The sequence below is a fragment of the Streptomyces sp. NPDC079167 genome, assembly GCF_040686735.1.
Classification (GTDB): Bacteria; Actinomycetota; Actinomycetes; order Streptomycetales; family Streptomycetaceae; genus Streptomyces.
Genome location: NZ_JBFBLO010000005.1, coordinates 68679 through 82475, shown reverse-complemented (window position 1 = coordinate 82475; position 13797 = coordinate 68679). Strand labels below are relative to the sequence as shown.

The following is a 13797-nucleotide window of genomic DNA, read 5'->3' as shown; positions in this document are numbered from 1 at the left end:
TCCCGCTCTCAACCGGCGGCTTCCCCCGGCACAGCCGATTGGCTCAGCGGCCCGCGACGGCGAGCGGACCGCCCGCGTCGAAGGCCAGCTTCGCGAAGCGTGCGCCGATACGACGGTGTGTGGCCGCGTCGGGGTGCAGGGCGTCGGGGAGCGGCAGCTCCGCGGAGTCGGCCTCGCCGTAGAGCTCGCGGCCGTCGAGGTGGTGCAGATTCGGGTCCTCGGCCGTCCGCTGCTCGACGATGCGGGCGAGTTCGTCCCTGATGACGCTCAGCGTGAGCTTGCCGGCGGCCGTTTCGGCCGGGTCTCCCGCGGCGCTGAACTTCAGCTTCCCCTCACCGAGGGCGCTGCGGTCCGGTGCGCTGGGCCCGGGGGTCTTCTCGTGGATGGGGCAGAGGATGGGCGAGACGACCAGCAACGGGGTGGTGGGGTGGCCTTCGCGGATCGTGTCGAGGAAGCCGTGGACGGCCGGGGTGAAGGCGCGCAGGCGCATCGCGTCCGTGTTGACCAGGTTGATGCCGACCTTGACGCTGATCCGGTCGGCGGGTGTGTCGCGCAGGGCGCGGGCGGTGAACGGATCGAGCAGGGCGCTGCCGCCGAACCCCAGATTGACCAGCTCCACCCCGCTGTGGGCGGCGGCCAGCGCGGGCCAGGTGGTGGTGGGGCTCGCGGCGTCGGAGCCGTGGCTGATGGAGCTGCCGTGATGGAGCCAGACCGGGCGGCCCCGGTCCGGGACCGGTTCGACCGGGGCGTCGGTGCGCAGGGCGACCAGTTCGGTGGTCTCGTTGTGAGGCAGCCAGATCTCGAGGTCCTTCGGAGCGTCGGACAGACCGCTGAAGCGCAGGGTGCCCACCGGCCCCGGCCTGACCTCGGCCGACCCGGTGGCCATGTCGATGGTGAGGGTGTTGCCGCCGGTCACCGAGGCCCGGCCCGCGAGGCGGCCGTCGACCAGCAGGTCGTAGACGCCGTCCGGCCTGGGCGGTGCGCCCGTGTACACCCGCTTGGTGGGCAGGGTGTCCAGCTCCACGACGGTCGCCCGCGTGCGCATGACGAGGCGCACTCCGGAGGGCTGGGACTCCGCCATGGCCAGCTGGCCGTCGGTGTTCCGGGCGCGCGCATGCGCGGGCAGCCGGTGCGGCAGCAGACCGTGCTCGGTGCGCTCCACGTCGAGGGCGCCGCGCAGCAGGTCTTCGGTGAGGGGGGTCGTCAGCAGCTGGGGCCTGGTGCTCATTCTCGGTACCTGTTCCGTCGCGCGTCGGCCCGGCCGGGAAGGGCGGGCCGGATTCAGGGTGTGGGCCAGTTGCGCAGCAGCGCGTCGAGGGCGTCCAGGACCCGTGACCAGGTCTCCTGGGTGCCGGGGGCGCTGTGGCTGAAACTCCCGCCCGATTCCAGGCTGATGTAGCCGTGGAAGACGCTGCCCAGCAGCCGGACCGCATGGGTCTGGTCGGGCTCCGTGAGGTCGTAGCCGCGCAGGATCGCCCGCGTCATCTGGGCGTGCCGTCCACCGGCACTGGCTGCGGCCGCCTCCGGGTCGAGCCTGAGCTGCGCCGCGGCGTAGCGGCCGGGGTGCTCCCGGGCGTAGTCGCGGTAGGCGTTCGCGAACGCCTCCAGCGCGTCCTTGCCCGCTCGCCCGGCCAGAGCGGCGGCGACGCGGTCGGCGAGTTCCGCCAGGGCCAGCAGGGCGATCCTCGTCCGGAGGTCCTGGGAGTTCTTCAGATGCGAATAGAGGCTGGCGTCCTTGACGCCGAACTGCCGGGCGAGCGCCGCGACGGTCACGTTGTCGAAGCCGACCTCGTCGGCCATGTCAGCTCCGGCCCGCGTCAGGCGCTCTGCGGTCAGTCCTGCTCGTGCCATGGTCACCCTTCCTCAACCGGGTTCGATTATGCGTTTACCTAGAGGCATTAGGCAAATCATCGAGCCGACTAGGAGAGCGGGTCCGCGGAGTCCGTCGGCACCGCGCCCTCAGCCGCCGTGGACACGCGCCGCGGGGAGGCCGGCCAGGATCGCCGCAACCGTCTCGTCGGGTGTCTGCCGCGAGGTGTCCAGCCTGAGGCCGATGCCGGCCGTCTCCTCCCGGAGACTGCGGTCGAGCGCGTCGACCGTCCAGGCGCCGTAGCCGGTCTTCGAGCGCGCCGCCTCCCTGTCCCGCACGACCGCGGCGGAGGGAGCCAGCACGACGACGTACAGGGGACGTGTGCGCACCCTCGCGACATAGCGCTCCAGGTCCGCGCCGAGGACGACGTCCTGGACGATCGCGGTCCACCCGTCGCGCGCGTACTCGTCGGCCACGAGCGCGGAGAGCCTTTGGCGGAGCTCCAGTTGGGCCCTGGCCTCTGCGGTCTCCTCCGGCATCAGCTCCTCCCGGCCCGAGACGGCCATACGGCGGAACACGTCGCCTCGCACATGCGCCGCGCGGGGCAGACGCCCGGCCAGGAGCTGGGCCACGGTCGACTTCCCCGACGCCATCACACCGGTGATCAGAACGACGGCCGGGCCGGGGTCGATATCCATTCGGTTCCTCCCGCTCGCACACACCACACGCTGACGCGAGAGCGTACCCGTCCGGGAAGCGGGGCGCGGCCCGGAATTTCCGCCCGGAATGACGCCTCCCTCCGCGTACGGACCGCGTCAAGAATCCGGCCCCGCCCGTATGGAGCCCGTCAAAGGCGCTCAACACCCGGCGGGCCACGCGGTTTGCTTTTCTTCGGCCGCACCGGCCGACTCCATTCCTTTCACTTCACACAGGAGCTCACGATGGCCGATCTGGCCTTCGTCGCCACCACGATCGCGGTTTTCGCACTGGTGGCTCTCATCGCAAGGGGGGTGACGAAGCTGTGACCGCCGAGAACATCGCCGGCCTGGTCGTGGCCGTCTCCCTGCTGGTGTACCTCGTCCTTGCGCTCGTGTACCCGGAGAGGTTCTGAAGCTCGCTATGAGCCCTGTAACAGCTGGTGTGCTTCAGCTGCTCGCGCTGATTTCGGCGCTTGCCCTCGCATACCGTCCGCTCGGTGACTACATGGCCCGGGTCTACTCCTCGGAAAAGCATTACCGGCCGGAGAAGTGGCTTTATCGTGCCGTCGGAGCCGATCCGTCGGCGTCGATGCGCTGGCCCGCCTATCTGCGCGGCGTACTCGCCTTCTCCGCGGTGAGTGTCCTCTTTCTCTACGCGCTTCAGCGTCTGCAGGGAGTCCTGCCCGGATCGCTCGGCTTCGTGTCGATCGACCCGGACCAGGCGTTCAACACCGCGGCGTCCTTCGTGGCGAACACCAACTGGCAGTCGTACTACGGCGAACAGGCCATGGGCCACGTCGTGCAGACCGGCGGCCTCGCGGTGCAGAACTTCGTCTCGGCCGCTGTCGGCATGGCCGTGGCCGTGGCCCTCGTACGCGGGTTCTCGCGCTCCCGCACCGGCGAGCTCGGCAACTTCTGGACGGACCTGGTCCGTGGCACCGTGCGCATCCTCCTGCCGATCGCCGTGACCGGCGCGGTCGTACTGGTGGCGTGCGGTGTCATCCAGAACTTCTCCGGCATCCACGAGGTCGGGCAGTTCACGGGCGGTACCCAGCAGTGGAACGGGGGCGCGGTCGCCTCGCAGGAGGTCATCAAGGAGCTGGGCACGAACGGTGGCGGCTACTTCAACGCCAACTCCGCCCACCCCTTCGAGAATCCGAGCCCCTTCTCCAACCTGTTCGAGATCTTCCTGATCCTCCTGATCCCGTTCGCGCTGACCCGCACCTTCGGCCGCATGGTCGGCAACCTGCGGCAGGGCTATGCGATCCTCGCCACGATGGCCACCGTCTGGATCGGTTTCACGGCGCTGATGATGTGGACCGAGTTCGCCCACCACGGCCCGGCCCTCGACCTCGCCGGCGGTTCGATGGAGGGCAAGGAGACACGGTTCGGCATCGGCGGATCGTCGATCTTCGCCGTGGCGACCACCCTCACGTCGACCGGTGCGGTGAACTCCTTCCACTCCTCGTACACGGGGCTGGGCGGCGGCATCACCATGCTCGGCATGCAGTTGGGGGAGATCGCGCCCGGCGGTGTCGGATCCGGCCTCTACGGCATGCTGGTGATGGCGGTCATCGCCGTGTTCATCGCCGGCCTCATGGTCGGCCGCACACCCGAGTACCTCGGCAAGAAGATTGGCACCCGTCAGATCAAGCTCGCGGCGTGCTACATCCTGATCACGCCGGCGCTGGTGCTCTGCTTCACCGCGGTGGCGATGGCCCTGCCGACCCCGGCCGACTCGATGACCAACAGCGGCGCGCACGGGTTCTCCGAGATCCTGTACGCCTACACCTCCGGCGCCAACAACAACGGCTCCGCCTTCGCCGGGCTCAACGCCGACACCCAGTGGTTCAACACGACCATCGGGATCGCGATGCTGCTCGGCCGCTTCCTCCCGATGGTGTTCGTCCTTGCGCTGGCCGGCTCGCTCGCCGAACAGCACCCGGCCCCCGCCACGGCGGGAACCCTGCGGACCGACAAGCCCCTCTACGCGGGCCTGCTCGTCGGCACGATCCTCATCCTCACCGGTCTGACCTACTTCCCGGCCCTGGCGCTGGGGCCGCTCGCCGAAGGACTCGCCTCATGAGTACCGTCACCCCCACCCGAGCCCCGCACGAAGACCTGCCCGGCGAGGGCGCAGCCGCGGCCGGACGTGTCGGCGGGGGTCTCTTCGACCCGAAGCAGTTGCTGAGGTCCTTGCCCGACGCGGTGAGGAAACTCGACCCACGCGTCATGATCAAGTCCCCGGTCATGTTCGTGGTGCTGGTCGGCTCGGTGGTCACCACCCTGCTGGCGCTCCAGGATCCGGGTGACTGGTTCGGCTGGGCCATCACGGCCTGGCTGTGGCTGACCACCCTCTTCGCCAACCTCGCCGAGGCCGTCGCCGAGGGGCGTGGCAAGGCCCAGGCCGACACCCTGCGCAAGGCGAAGACCGACACGGTCGCCCGCCGGCTGGACGGCCGTGACGAGGTGGAGGTGCCCGGCACCGAGCTGCGCGTCGGTGACCTGGTCGTCTGCGAGGCCGGCGACGTCATTCCCGGCGACGGTGACGTCGTCGAGGGCGTGGCGTCCGTCGACGAGTCGGCCGTCACCGGCGAGTCCGCCCCGGTGATCCGGGAGTCGGGCGGCGACCGCAGTGCCGTCACCGGCGGTACGAAGGTGCTCTCCGACCGGATCGTCGTCCGGATCACCACCGAGCCGGGGAAGACCTTCATCGACCGGATGATCGCCCTGGTCGAGGGCGCCGCCCGGCAGAAGACCCCCAACGAGATCGCGCTGAACATCCTGCTCGCCTCGCTGACCATCGTCTTCCTGCTCGCCGTCGTCACCCTCCAGCCGTTCGCGGTGTACGCCGGTGCCAGGCAGTCCATGATCGTGCTGACCGCGCTGCTGGTCTGCCTGATCCCGACGACCATCGGGGCCCTCCTCTCCGCGATCGGCATCGCGGGCATGGACCGTCTCGTCCAGCGCAATGTGCTGGCCATGTCGGGGCGCGCGGTGGAGGCGGCGGGTGACGTCTCCACCCTGCTGCTCGACAAGACCGGCACGATCACGCTCGGGAATCGCCAGGCAGCGGAGTTCGTACCGGTGAGGGGGGCGACCGAGGCGGAGCTGGCCGATGCGGCGCAGCTGTCCTCGCTGGCCGACGAGACCCCCGAAGGCCGGTCGGTCGTGGTCCTCGCGAAGGAGAAGTACGGTCTGCGCGAACGCCACCAGGGCGAGCTCTCCCACGCCACATGGGTCGCCTTCACGGCGCAGACCCGTATGTCGGGGGTGGACGTGGACGGCCGCAAGGCCCGTAAGGGAGCGGCGGGTTCGGTTGTGGCGTGGGTGCGGGAGCGGGGCGGTCACGTCGCCGACGACGCCGGCTCGCTCGCCGGCCGGATCTCGGAGGCGGGCGGCACCCCGCTGCTCGTCGCCGTGGAGGACGCGAAGGGTGCGCGGATCCTGGGCGTCATCCATCTGAAGGACGTCGTCAAGGACGGCATGCGGGAGCGCTTCGACGAACTCCGGCGGATGGGCATCCGGACCGTCATGATCACGGGCGACAACCCGCTGACCGCCAAGGCGATCGCCGACGAGGCGGGAGTCGACGACTTCCTCGCCGAGGCGACCCCCGAGGACAAGATGGCCCTCATCAAGCGGGAACAGGCGGGAGGCAAACTCGTCGCGATGACGGGGGACGGCACCAACGACGCCCCGGCGCTGGCCCAGGCGGATGTCGGCGTGGCGATGAACACCGGCACCTCGGCCGCCAAGGAGGCCGGGAACATGGTCGATCTGGACTCCGACCCCACCAAACTCATCGAGATCGTCGCGATCGGCAAGCAGCTCCTCATCACGCGGGGCGCACTGACGACCTTCTCCATCGCCAACGACGTCGCGAAGTACTTCGCGATCATCCCGGCCATGTTCGCGGTGGTGTACCCGGGCCTGGACAAGCTGAACATCATGGGGCTCGCGTCACCCGAGTCCGCGATCCTGTCCGCCGTCATCTTCAACGCACTGATCATCATCGCCCTCGTACCGCTGGCCCTCAAGGGGGTCAGGTACCGGCCGGCAGGCGCCGACAGGATGCTGCGGCGCAACCTCGGGATCTACGGACTCGGCGGCCTGGTCGCCCCGTTCATCGGCATCAAGATCATCGACCTGCTCCTCTCCCTCGTTCCCGGGCTCTCCTGAACCATGAACCAGAAACGGCTGATCAGCCATGAACACCTCTCTCAAGAACACCGCCCGCCTCGTCGGAGCGGGGCTGCGTGCCCTGCTCGTCCTCAGCGTCATCTGCGGCGTCCTCTACCCGCTCGCCGTCACGGGCGTCGCCCAGGCGCTCTTCAGCGAAAAGGCCAATGGTTCCGAGATCAGTGACGGGGACGGCCGGACCGTCGGTTCGTCCCTGATCGGGCAGACGTACAACCTGCCGAAGCAGAACCCCGACGACCCGGGCGAGGTGGCGAAGCCGGATCTGAAGTGGTTCCAGCCCCGCCCGTCGAACGGTCTGGGCAGCAACAGCGTGAACCTTCAGTACTCGCTGATCCTCTCGGGTGCCACCAACCGCTCGGCGGACAACGAAGACCTGGTCGCGTGGGTCAAGGAGGCGAAGGCCGCGGTCGTGGCGGACAACTCCACTCCGTCCCACACGGTGCGGCCCCAGGACGTGCCGGCCGACGCGGTCACCTCCTCCGGCTCGGGGCTCGACCCGGACATCTCCCCGGTGTACGCGAGGCTCCAGGTCCACCGGGTCGCCGAGAAGAACGACCTCCCCGTCGAGCAGGTCGCGAAGCTGGTGGCCGAGCACACCGAGGGCCGCACGCTCGGGTTCATGGGCGAGCCCCGGGTCAACGTCCTGGAGCTCAACACCGCGCTCAGGGACGTGAACAAGGGCTGACACGGCCCGGCGGTCAGCGGCGGCGGTTCCGGAGGGAACCGCCGCCGTTCTCGTTCCCCCTCTCTGCCCGCCTCTCACGCCACCGAAACTTTCGAAAGCTTCGGACGTGAATTCCAACCCTTTTCCCACGGAGCACGACAACCCACTCCATGCCGAGCAAACGCAAGCACGGCTGAACTGGCGAAATGGCCTTCGAAGAGCTCAATCCCCCGATCGATGGTTTCGTAATCCTCGCCGAAACTATTGACACCCGGCGGGGCCGGTTCAACACTGTTCGCCGTCGACAGACCTCAATCACTGTCGATCCGGGTCACCCCGACCCGGCACACCAGGCCGGTCACCGAGCACGACGGCCGGCCCAGTCCGGCCGGGAAGCGCGACACCCACACGTCATCGCGTGATCGCCCGTGCACCGACTCCCCCCACAGAGGGCGTCTCGCGCTGCCCGGAACCCCCACCCGGCCTCATGAGGACGAGGAGGAAAGCACGCACATGAACGACGCACCCGCACAGTCGACGAGCCGCACACGCGGCCGGCTCAGACGGTCCATCCGCAATGTCCTCGCCATGGCGATGGCCGCCGTGGCCGTGCTGGCCCTGCCTGGCAGCGCGAGCGCCGACACGGTCGTCAACTCGAACCGGACCGGCACCGACAACGGTTACTACTACTCCTTCTGGACCGACAGCCCCGGCACCGTCTCGATGAACCTGTCGTCCGGCGGTGGTTACAGCACGTCGTGGAGCAACACCGGCAACTTCGTCGCAGGCAAGGGATGGAGCACCGGAGGCCGCAGGAGCGTGACGTACTCGGGCTCCTTCAACCCGTCCGGCAACGCCTACCTCACCCTCTACGGGTGGTCGACGAACCCGCTCGTGGAGTACTACATCGTCGACAACTGGGGCACCTACCGCCCGACAGGCACCTTCAAGGGCACCGTCACCAGCGACGGCGGGACGTACGACATCTACGAGACGACGCGCGTCAACGCCCCGTCGATCGAGGGCACTCGCACGTTCAAGCAGTTCTGGAGCGTCCGGCAGTCGAAGCGGACCGGCGGAACCATCACCACCGGCAACCACTTCGACGCGTGGGCCCGGCAGGGGATGAATCTGGGCACCTTCAACTACATGATCATGGCGACGGAGGGCTACCAGAGCAGCGGGAGCTCCAACATCACCGTGGGCGGCACATCCGGCGGTGGCGGAGGCGGAGGCGGAGGCGGAGGCGGAGGCTGCACCGCCACCGTGACCGCGGGCGAGAAGTGGAGCGACCGCTACAACCTCAACGTCTCGGTCTCCGGATCGAACAACTGGACCGTCACGATGAACGTCCCCTCCCCCGCCAAGGTCCTCTCCACCTGGAACACCAGCGCCAGCTACCCCAGCGCCCAGGTACTGAGTGCCAAGTCCAACGGCAGCGGCAACAACTGGGGCGCCACCATCCAGGCCAACGGCAACTGGACCTGGCCCAGCGTCACCTGCACCACCGGCTGACACCCGCGCAGCCGGTACGTCCCCGGCCGTGGGGCGGCGGGGAACGCCGCCCCACGGTCAGCCGTCTCTCCCCCTTTGTCCCTGTCCGTCATGACGAGAAAGGACTCACCCGTATGCGCATCACGCCACGCCTGTCCCTGCGGCCGGTGGTCACGGCACTGGCCGTCGCCGCGACGGCCGCGACCGCCACGGTCGCCGTGGACACCGCTCCCTCCCATGCCGCGGCCGGCGCCGCCTGCAACGGGTACGTCGGGCTCACCTTCGACGACGGCCCGTCGGGCAGCACTCCGGCCCTGCTCAGCGCCCTCGAGCAGAACGGGCTGCGGGCCACGATGTTCAACCAGGGCCAGTACGCCGCGGCCGATCCGGCCAAGGTGCGGGCACAGGTGGACGCCGGCATGTGGGTCGGCAACCACAGTTACACGCACCCGCACCTGACCCAGCAGAGTCAGGCGCAGGTCGACTCGGAGCTCTCCCGGACACAGCAGGCCATCGCCGCCGGGGGCGGGGGCACGCCGAAGCTGTTCCGTCCTCCGTACGGTGAGACCCACGCGACGGTGCGGGCGGCCGCGGACAAGTACGGCCTGACCCAGATCATCTGGGACGTCGACTCGCAGGACTGGAACAACGCGAGCACCGACGCGATCGTGCAGGCCAGCGCCCGGCTGACCGACGGCCAGATCATCCTGATGCACGACTGGCCGGCCAACACCCTCGCGGCCATCCCGCGCATCGCCCAGGGCCTGGCGAGCCGAGGGCTCTGCACCGGCATGATCTCGCCGCAGACCGGCCGCGCCGTCGCTCCTGACAGCGGCAGCGGCGGTGGGGGTGGGGGTGGCGGCAACGGCGGTTGCACCGCGACCGTCACGGCGGGTGCGAAGTGGAGCGACCGCTACAACCTCAACGTCTCGGTCTCCGGATCGAACAACTGGACCGTCACGATGAACGTCCCCTCCCCCGCCAAGGTCCTCTCCACCTGGAACACCAGCGCCAGCTACCCCAGCGCCCAGGTACTGAGTGCCAAGTCCAACGGCAGCGGCAACAACTGGGGCGCCACCATCCAGGCCAACGGCAACTGGACCTGGCCCAGCGTCACCTGCACCACCGGCTGACACCCGCGCACGTCCTGTGCCGGTGGGACGGTGGCCCTGCCCGCCGCTTCCACCGGCATGTCCGCGCACGGCCCTGCTGGAGGGACTCGCACGGTACGTAGGCGACATCACCGGCTAAGTCGCCATGTAGATCAGAGGAGTTGAGCGCCCGTCGGCCTTTCAGGCGCTTCCGTTGCCTATTCTGGTCGCAAGCTGATCATCCCGCTGCCGCGCACACCCAGGAGTTCGTCATGTCCCGACCGGAGAACGATGCCCCCGCCCTGCGCATCGACACCAGCAGACCTCATCCCGCCCGGATGTACGACTGGTTCCTCGGCGGCAAGGACAACTATCCGGTGGACGAGGCCATGGGACGGCAGATGCTTGCCGTCGAACCCTCGGTGCCGGTCATGGCGAAGGTGAACCGCGCCTTCATGCACCGCGCCACCCGGTGGCTCACCGAACAGGGGATCCGGCAGTTCCTCGACATCGGCACGGGGATACCCACGGAGCCGAATCTGCACCAAGTGGCCCAACAGGCGGCGCCGGCCGCACGGGTCGTCTACTGCGACAACGATCCCATCGTCCTGGCGCACGCCGAGGCCCTGCTGAAGGGCACTCCGGAGGGCGCCATCGACTACGTGCAGGCGGATGCCCGCGAGGTGGACGCCATTCTCGGACACGCGGGCAAGACCCTGGACTTCAGCCGGCCGGTCGCCCTCTCGCTGATCTCGTTGCTGCACTTCGTGAGCGACGAGGACGGTGCCTACGAGCTGGTGGAACGGCTGACCGAGGTGCTGGCGCCCGGCAGTCATCTGGTGATCTCGCATCTCACCGCCGACTTCCACCCGGCGGAGGCGGGCAAGGTCAACGAGATGTACAAGGCCAACACCCTCACCCTGGCACCTCGCACGCGTGCCCAGTTCGCCCGCTTCTTCGACGGACTCGACATCGTCGAACCGGGCATCGTGGCGGCGGAGGCATGGCACCCCGGACTCGGTGAGCCCGTCCCCGGCCAGGACGACATCGTCAGCGCCGGCTATGTGGCGGTCGGACGGAAGCCGTAACCCCTCCCGCGCAGCCGGGCCGTCGCTCCGTGGTGGCGACGGCCCGGGATGGCCGACAAGGCGCTGTTGACCTCTCCGGCGGCGCCGCCTGATTCTCGGATGGTCCGCTCATCCGCCGAGAGCCAGGGAGACGACACCATGACGGCCACAGCCGGAGAGACACCGGTTCCCTATCCCTTCAACGAACCGGACGGGCTCGGTCTGGCTGACGCGTACCGGGAAGCTCTGGAGCGGCCCGGCCTCGTGCGCGTACGCATGACGTACGGGGACCCCGCGTGGCTCGCGACCCGCTACGCCGACGCGCGCCTGGTCCTCGGCGACCGCCGCTTCAGCCGGGCCGAGGCCCTCCGCCACGACGAGCCGCGCCAGTCGGAGGGAAGCCGGGACAGCGGCATCCTGAGCATGGACCCGCCGGGCCACACCCGGCTGCGCACCCTGGTGGCGAAGGCGTTCACCGTGCATCAGGTGGAGAAGTTACGCCCCTGGGTACGGGAGCTGGCCCACGGCCTGCTCGACGAGCTGGAGGCCCAGGGTCAGCCGGCCGACCTGGTGGAGCACTACGCGCTGCCGGTTCCCGTCGCGGTCATCTGCCGCATGCTCGGCGTGCCGGAGGAGGACCGCCCGAGGTTCCGGGCCTGGAGCGATGCCGCCCTCTCCACCAGCTCCCTGACCGCCGAGGAGTTCCTTCGCAGCCGCGAGGAGCTGCGCGCGTACATGGGTTCGCTGATCGACGAGCACCGGCGCAGCCCGCGGCAGGACCTGATGACGGGGCTGATCGAGGCCCGGGACACCGGGGACCGGCTCACCGAACTGGAACTGGTCGACCTCTGCGTCGGCATCCTCGTCGCCGGCCACGAGACCACCGCGACCCAGATCCCGAACTTCGTGTACGCGCTGCTCGAGCACCCTGATCAGCTGAAGCTGCTGCGGGAGCGCCCCGAGCTGATCCGCGGCGCGGTCGAGGAGCTGATGCGGTTCGTCCCGCTCGGCAGCGGCGCCGGCTTCCCCCGGTACGCGACGGAGGACGTGGAGGTCGGCGGGACGCTCGTCCGGGCCGGCGAGCCCGTGCTCGTCGCGGTCGGTGCCGCCAATCGCGACGCCCTGAAGTTCGAGGGCCCGGGGCGCCTCGACGTGGCCCGGACCGGTGTCCAGCATCTGGGGTTCGGGCACGGGGTCCACCACTGTCTGGGCGCACCGCTCGCCAGGCTGGAGCTTCAGGAGGCGCTGGAGGCGCTGCTCGTGCGCTTCCCCGCACTGCATGTGGCGGGGGACGTGAAGTGGAAGAACCAGATGCTCGTGCGCGGTCCGCGTGAGATGCCGGTGGGGTGGTGACCGGCATGGTCTGGACGACCGAGGTGGACCGCGAACTGTGCATGGGTTCGGGTATGTGCGCGGGAATGGCGTCCGATCTGTACGCCCTGGACGACGAGGACCGGGCCAGGCCCGTGCGGGAGCGGATAGCTCCTGACGAACGCGCGCTGGACGCGGCGGACTCGTGCCCCGCGGCGGCGATCCTGGTCCGCGACGGGGACCGGGCGATCGGGCCGCGTCCGTGAGGGAGGGGCCGGGCCGCCCGCGTCAGCCGTCGGCCCGGCCCCCTGCCCCGAACCTGTCGTCCCGGGTCCTGAAGCAGGACAGGACCACGACGAGAGGCCAGAACGACTGCGCGAACGTGAGGACGCGCTCGGCCGCGCCCGCGGTGTCGAGGACGAAGAGTGCGAGCAGGAACCAGGCACCGCCGAGCCATATCAGCGCGGCTGCCATGGCGGAGGGCCCTGGCCGCAGCCCCCAGGGCGGGGCCGCACGCGGTACGCGGGCCGCACCTGGCCCGGACGGGTTCCGGGGGTCGGCGGTGGAGCGTCGCACGGCCAGGACCGGCCACACCGCGAGCAGCGAGAAGCCCACGGCCACGACGACGCCGTGGGAGAACGAGCCACCACTGCTCGGGGCCGGGAACAGGGCCAGCAGCATCGCCGAGACCCCACCGCCGGCCAGGGCCACCCGTCCGAACGGCGCGGCGGGTCGCAGTCCGCACGCGGTCACCACGTGGCAGGCTCCGAGGGCGAGCAGAGCTGACGTCATCACCCAGTAACCGGCGGCGCCGTCGGCGGCCAGGATGCTGATCGTCGCCGACGCGGGATCGTAGCCGGGCCCCTGGAGCTCCGCGGAGACCGCCCAGCCGCCGACGAGGAGGACCGGGGCACACACCGAGGAGAACAGGACCCACCAGGAAACAGACCGCATCGGTGCACGGTAGAACGCCGGGACCGGCGACGGACGGCGCACACGCAGGAGAGGGGCGTACTCCGCTCGCAAGCGGGTACACGCCTGACGGCGGGTCACACGACGGCGTGTGCCACCGCACCGCACGGGCGGCCGGAGGACGGCCCCCGGCGTCCCGGAGCCCGCACCGGAAGTGGATCCGACCGGAACAGAGGAGAACCTGCTGTGCTGACACCCAGTCCTCAGGACCTGAGAGTCGCTCTGGCCCGCTACGCCGACGCACGGATCGAGGACTCGCGCCGCTCGACGGACGCGACCGCCCGTGCCGCGGAGGACGCCGCCTACACCCTGTGCGTGATGACCGGCACCCAGACGGTTCCGCAGGCCCTCCATGTCGCCGACACCATGCTCGGCATGCGGACAGCGGTCTCCCCCGCGCTCCGCCGGACCGTCGGGACGCAGCGGGACGACCGCCTCCAGGCCGTCTGACCCGCGCCCGCGCTCCGGCTCGCCCCCTCGACGCCGG

14 protein-coding genes are annotated in these 13797 nt (G+C 69.8%); 10 read left to right on the top strand and 4 right to left on the bottom strand.

What is annotated here, in order from left to right; all coding sequences use genetic code 11:
* Positions 1–43 precede the first annotated feature (43 nt).
* The 3 genes from AB0P41_RS12325 to AB0P41_RS12315 form a co-directional block, all read right to left on the bottom strand.
* A complete protein-coding gene (locus AB0P41_RS12325) occupies positions 44–1228 on the bottom strand; it encodes an SGNH/GDSL hydrolase family protein (RefSeq protein ID WP_365931669.1) in 1185 nt (394 codons plus the stop codon).
* Positions 1229–1281: 53 nt separating this feature from the next.
* The gene (locus AB0P41_RS12320; RefSeq protein ID WP_356707153.1) at positions 1282–1851 is read right to left on the bottom strand and encodes a TetR/AcrR family transcriptional regulator; all 570 of its coding nucleotides are present in this window, start codon (positions 1849–1851) and stop codon (positions 1282–1284) included.
* A gap of 108 nt (positions 1852–1959) precedes the next feature.
* Positions 1960–2508 (bottom strand): AAA family ATPase, encoded by a 549-nt coding sequence (locus AB0P41_RS12315; protein ID WP_356707154.1) that lies wholly within the window; start codon positions 2506–2508, stop codon positions 1960–1962.
* A gap of 323 nt (positions 2509–2831) precedes the next feature.
* On the opposite strand from AB0P41_RS12315, the gene kdpF reads away from it, so the two are divergent.
* From kdpF to AB0P41_RS12270, 9 genes are all read left to right on the top strand, one after another.
* Entirely contained in the window at positions 2832–2921 is a 90-nt protein-coding gene (gene kdpF / locus AB0P41_RS12310) for a K(+)-transporting ATPase subunit F (RefSeq protein WP_033304754.1), read from the top strand.
* Positions 2922–2929: 8 nt separating this feature from the next.
* Complete coding sequence (gene kdpA / locus AB0P41_RS12305; protein WP_365931666.1) at positions 2930–4594, top strand: potassium-transporting ATPase subunit KdpA; 1665 nt, start codon at positions 2930–2932, stop codon at positions 4592–4594.
* Positions 4591–6690: a potassium-transporting ATPase subunit KdpB gene (kdpB, locus tag AB0P41_RS12300; RefSeq protein WP_365931664.1), complete on the top strand. Its 2100-nt coding sequence runs from the start codon at positions 4591–4593 to the stop codon at positions 6688–6690. Before kdpA ends, kdpB begins: the two co-directional genes overlap by 4 nt.
* 28 nt (positions 6691–6718) lie before the next feature.
* Complete coding sequence (locus AB0P41_RS12295; protein ID WP_356707157.1) at positions 6719–7396, top strand: potassium-transporting ATPase subunit C; 678 nt, start codon at positions 6719–6721, stop codon at positions 7394–7396.
* A 492-nt stretch (positions 7397–7888) separates the two neighbouring features.
* Positions 7889–8890 carry a glycoside hydrolase family 11 protein gene (locus tag AB0P41_RS12290; protein ID WP_365931662.1) on the top strand — a complete coding sequence of 334 codons (1002 nt, stop codon included), beginning with the start codon at positions 7889–7891 and terminating at the stop codon, positions 8888–8890.
* Positions 8891–9003: 113 nt separating this feature from the next.
* Complete coding sequence (locus AB0P41_RS12285; RefSeq protein WP_365931659.1) at positions 9004–10002, top strand: polysaccharide deacetylase family protein; 999 nt, start codon at positions 9004–9006, stop codon at positions 10000–10002.
* A 230-nt stretch (positions 10003–10232) separates the two neighbouring features.
* Positions 10233–11048: an SAM-dependent methyltransferase gene (locus AB0P41_RS12280; RefSeq protein ID WP_356707160.1), complete on the top strand. Its 816-nt coding sequence runs from the start codon at positions 10233–10235 to the stop codon at positions 11046–11048.
* A gap of 138 nt (positions 11049–11186) precedes the next feature.
* Complete coding sequence (locus AB0P41_RS12275; protein ID WP_356707161.1) at positions 11187–12380, top strand: cytochrome P450; 1194 nt, start codon at positions 11187–11189, stop codon at positions 12378–12380.
* A gap of 5 nt (positions 12381–12385) precedes the next feature.
* Positions 12386–12604, top strand: coding sequence for a ferredoxin (locus tag AB0P41_RS12270; protein WP_356707162.1), 219 nt, complete (start codon positions 12386–12388; stop codon positions 12602–12604).
* 22 nt (positions 12605–12626) lie between these two features.
* Here AB0P41_RS12270 and AB0P41_RS12265 read toward each other — a convergent pair whose 3' ends face one another.
* Positions 12627–13292 (bottom strand): DUF998 domain-containing protein, encoded by a 666-nt coding sequence (locus AB0P41_RS12265; RefSeq protein ID WP_356707163.1) that lies wholly within the window; start codon positions 13290–13292, stop codon positions 12627–12629.
* A gap of 204 nt (positions 13293–13496) precedes the next feature.
* Here AB0P41_RS12265 and AB0P41_RS12260 point away from each other — a divergent pair, with 204 nt between their 5' ends.
* Complete coding sequence (locus tag AB0P41_RS12260; protein ID WP_356707164.1) at positions 13497–13760, top strand: DUF5133 domain-containing protein; 264 nt, start codon at positions 13497–13499, stop codon at positions 13758–13760.
* Positions 13761–13797 lie beyond the last annotated feature (37 nt).

Coding starts and splice junctions, on each gene's coding strand:
- AB0P41_RS12270 (WP_356707162.1), top strand. CDS start 12,386: ATGGTCTGGACGACCGAGGTGGACCGCGAACTGTGCATGGGTTCGGGT.
- AB0P41_RS12295 (WP_356707157.1), top strand. CDS start 6,719: ATGAACACCTCTCTCAAGAACACCGCCCGCCTCGTCGGAGCGGGGCTG.
- kdpB (WP_365931664.1), top strand. CDS start 4,591: ATGAGTACCGTCACCCCCACCCGAGCCCCGCACGAAGACCTGCCCGGC.
- AB0P41_RS12285 (WP_365931659.1), top strand. CDS start 9,004: ATGCGCATCACGCCACGCCTGTCCCTGCGGCCGGTGGTCACGGCACTG.
- AB0P41_RS12280 (WP_356707160.1), top strand. CDS start 10,233: ATGTCCCGACCGGAGAACGATGCCCCCGCCCTGCGCATCGACACCAGC.
- AB0P41_RS12265 (WP_356707163.1), bottom strand. CDS start 13,292: ATGCGGTCTGTTTCCTGGTGGGTCCTGTTCTCCTCGGTGTGTGCCCCG.
- AB0P41_RS12320 (WP_356707153.1), bottom strand. CDS start 1,851: ATGGCACGAGCAGGACTGACCGCAGAGCGCCTGACGCGGGCCGGAGCT.
- AB0P41_RS12325 (WP_365931669.1), bottom strand. CDS start 1,228: ATGAGCACCAGGCCCCAGCTGCTGACGACCCCCCTCACCGAAGACCTG.
- AB0P41_RS12275 (WP_356707161.1), top strand. CDS start 11,187: ATGACGGCCACAGCCGGAGAGACACCGGTTCCCTATCCCTTCAACGAA.
- AB0P41_RS12315 (WP_356707154.1), bottom strand. CDS start 2,508: ATGGATATCGACCCCGGCCCGGCCGTCGTTCTGATCACCGGTGTGATG.
- kdpA (WP_365931666.1), top strand. CDS start 2,930: ATGAGCCCTGTAACAGCTGGTGTGCTTCAGCTGCTCGCGCTGATTTCG.
- AB0P41_RS12290 (WP_365931662.1), top strand. CDS start 7,889: ATGAACGACGCACCCGCACAGTCGACGAGCCGCACACGCGGCCGGCTC.